Origin of the sequence: Myxococcus sp. AB025B, assembly GCF_006518215.1 — a bacterium.
In the GTDB taxonomy this organism is placed as follows: Bacteria; Myxococcota; Myxococcia; order Myxococcales; family Myxococcaceae; genus Myxococcus; species Myxococcus fulvus.
Window position 1 is genome coordinate 1 of the sequence record NZ_SRLW01000546.1, and the last position, 3,035, is coordinate 3,035.

The window sequence follows — 3,035 nt, forward strand, 5'->3', positions numbered from 1 at the left end:
CACCAGGAGCCCGCCCCCGCGCCCCAGCAGCGCCTGGTCCAGCACGGACGACAGGAGCGACAGCTCGCGCGCGCGGCCCACGTAGCGCGCGGCCTGCAGGAAGCTCTCGCGCGTGGTGACGGACTCGGCGGGCAGCGGCCGGCGCGTCGCGGCGCACAGCGCGGCAATCACCTCGTCCGCGCTCCGGGGCCGCTCGCGCGCGTCCTTCGACACCATGCGCTCGAGCACCGCGTGCAGCGCGTCGGGGAAGTCCGCGGGCGCGGCCGGCGCCCTCCCGTCGAAGGGCAGCCGCCCGAAAATCATCTGGCACGCCATGGCGCCCACGCTGAAGAGGTCCGTCACCTCCGAGGGCGGCTCGTCCTCGAACAGCTCCGGCGCCAGGTAGCCCGGCGTGCCGCCCGGCTGCGCGTGGTGCACCTGCTCGCGCCCCACCGCGAGCCCGAAGTCGAGCACCTTCACCTGGCCGCGCGCCACCAGCACGTTGGCGGGCTTCAGGTCCCGGTGGATGATGCCCCGGCGGTGCAGGTACGCGAGCGCCTGGAGCGTCTGCACCAGGAGCTCCACCTGCACGTCGAGCGGCTGGTGGGCGCCGGCCTTCACCAGGTGCCGCGCGTCCTCCAGCAGGTCCATGGCCAGGTACGGCCGGTGCTCGGCGTCGAAGCCGTAGTCCAGCACGCTGATGACATGCGGGTGGCGCACCGAGGCGAGCGTCTGGAACTCGTGCGCCAGGGACAGCGCCAGCTCGTGCCGGGCCGCCGAGGACGGGGTGTTCTCCCCCGGCGGCAGCCGCACCAGGTCCTCCACCGTCTTGTGCAGCCGCTTGATGGCGACCGGGCCCGTCAGCAGGTCCTGCGCGCGCCACACCGTGCCCGCGCCGCCCCGCCCCAGGAACTCCATGATGCGGTAGCGGCCGCCCACGACCTCGCCGTCGCCGGACAGGCGCGCGGGTTCCTCGGAACGAGGCTGTGGCGCATCGAGTGGGATGTAACGCATGTGCGGGGGGCCGCCCGCCGGCGATGATAACGAAGTTTCAGGGAATCCGGGGGGTTGGTTTCCTTCCAGTGATACACGGGTTGTTACACACCCGGCACCCTCCGGACTTCCCGTTGCCCCCTGGGGCAGGAGGCCCCCCCACCAGGAGTATCAGCCGCCCATGAGGCTGGCCAGGCTGCGGCCGCCCTGGACGGCGCCGAAGATGAGGGCGCCGAAGTAGATGATGGTGCCCAGCGTCATGCCGTGGCCCGCCAGGATGGCGTAGCCGTCGCGCTGCAGGATGCCGATGGCGAAGAACAGCGCGGCCAGCGCGGGCAGGGTGTTGCTGAAGGGCACGAAGCCGAAGGGCATCATCAGCAGCACGCCGGCGACGAAGAGCATGAACCCGTTGAAGCGGTTGGTGCTGGCGCCGTGGGTGAGCGCGAGCAGGCGCGGCTTGCTCAGCCGGTCCACCTTGGTGAACACGTCCGCGCCCTTCTCCAGCGCGGGCTGCAGCGACGCGCGCGACAGCATCTTCTCCTGCAGCTTGCGCGGCAGCCACGGCACCCGGTTGAGCGTCACGCCCACGCCGATGAGCACGATGAGCGCGCCGAACACGGTGGAGACGCCCGGGATGGACACGGGCAGCAGGAAGGGGAAGGTCAGGATGCAGCAGAAGAGCAGCAGGCCCTGCTCGCCGCACGCCTGCATCAGCTCGCGCACCGTGAGCGACTCGGGCAGTCGCGCCGCCAGGGCGCGCAGCGTGGTGGAGAGCTGGACCTGGGTGTCGGAGAACCGGGCGGAGGACGAAGAGGGCGTCGTGGACATGGACGCCGCTCCCCTATCACGCCCCGGCGGAGGACGCTCAGCTCCAGGCGATGTCGTACACCGCTTCCTCGCCCTGCCGACGGACCACCTGCACGGAGGGGTGGCGAGCGCCGCTGGCCTCCAGGCCCGCCAGGAACAGGCCCACGTAGAAGCCCGCCACCACGACGGGGCGGCAGGTGAGCGCGTAGTGCCCGGGCCCTCGGGGCTCCAGCGTGGCCTCCAGGTAGTTGGTGCCCGTGCGCAGGTTGCGCGTCATGCGCGCGAGCATGCGTTCAGGGCCCAACAGGCGCACGGTGGTGAGCAGCGCCCCGCCGATGAGCGTCCCACTGAAGCCCTCCACGAAGCGGCGGCCCACGACGGCGGCGCCCTCCTCCAGGGGAAGCTGGGGGGCGAGCGTGTCGGCGGCGACCTTGAGCGCGCCCAGCCACACCTCCAGGGGATAGGCGGGGGCGAGCTTGCCCTGGGTGTCGACGCCCACCTGCTTGAGCCGTCCGACACAGCGCTCGTCGAGCTGGTCTCCCAGCGCGCGGATGAGTCCTTCGAAGCTCTGGGGGAAGACGAGCGGCTCGCGGGTGTCCAAGGCGGGCGGCATGCTAGCCAGCCGACAGCGCGCGCCGCATCCGACAGGTTGCCGAGGTCCTGGGTGGGTCGAGACATCCTCCGGTGAACATTTGTCTCGTCCCCGGGGGTGAAGCGGGGGCCGCCAGTGCCTAGCTGGGAGGGGCATGCGGTGGTGGATGGCGTGGCTGGTGGTGGCGGCGGTGGCCGTGACGGGGTGTCCCGTCGCGTGCACGAAGGAGCGGCCGCGGGTGTTCCAGCTCAAGGGCGAGGTGGGCTCGCGCGGGCCGGACTTCGCGGTGGCGCTCTACCAGACGGTGGGCGTGCGCATGGCGCCGGGCAACCACCTGACGTGGACGAACAACGGGGACGTGTTCGACGTCATGGTGGAGGAGGTTCGCCGGGCGAAGGTCTCCATGAACCTGGTGATGTTCATCTGGCGGCCGGGGCGGGCCTCGGACCGGATGGTGGAGGCGATGGCCGAGCGCGCCCGCGCGGGCGTGGCGTGTCGGGTGTTGGTGGACCCGTTCGGCAGCGCGGGGTTCGAGGCGGAGGTGAAGCCGAGGCTGGAGGCGGCGGGGTGTCGGGCGCACCTGTTCCGCCCGCTGCCCGCGGACGAGAACCTGGCGCGCAACCACCGCAAGGTGCTGGTGCTGTCTCTTATACACCTCTCCGAG

Annotated in this window: 3 protein-coding genes and 1 pseudogene; 1 reads left to right on the forward strand and 3 read right to left on the reverse strand. The window is 71.7% G+C overall.

The window, feature by feature from the left end; translation table 11 throughout:
• The 3 genes from FL311_RS42355 to FL311_RS42365 all read right to left on the reverse strand — a co-directional run.
• Nucleotides 1–993 (reverse strand): serine/threonine-protein kinase (locus tag FL311_RS42355; RefSeq protein WP_141333278.1); only part of this gene is annotated, 993 nt, incomplete at its 3' end.
• A 150-nt stretch (nt 994–1,143) separates the two neighbouring features.
• Complete coding sequence (locus FL311_RS42360) at nt 1,144–1,800, reverse strand: exopolysaccharide biosynthesis protein (RefSeq protein WP_141333279.1); 657 nt, start codon at nt 1,798–1,800, stop codon at nt 1,144–1,146.
• A 37-nt stretch (nt 1,801–1,837) separates the two neighbouring features.
• The gene (locus FL311_RS42365; protein WP_228557456.1) at nt 1,838–2,392 is read right to left on the reverse strand and encodes a DUF2378 family protein; all 555 of its coding nucleotides are present in this window, start codon (nt 2,390–2,392) and stop codon (nt 1,838–1,840) included.
• 133 nt (nt 2,393–2,525) lie between these two features.
• Between FL311_RS42365 and FL311_RS42370 the strand changes: the two are divergent.
• Nucleotides 2,526–3,035: pseudogene (locus FL311_RS42370) on the forward strand (Cardiolipin synthetase); the annotation flags it as partial.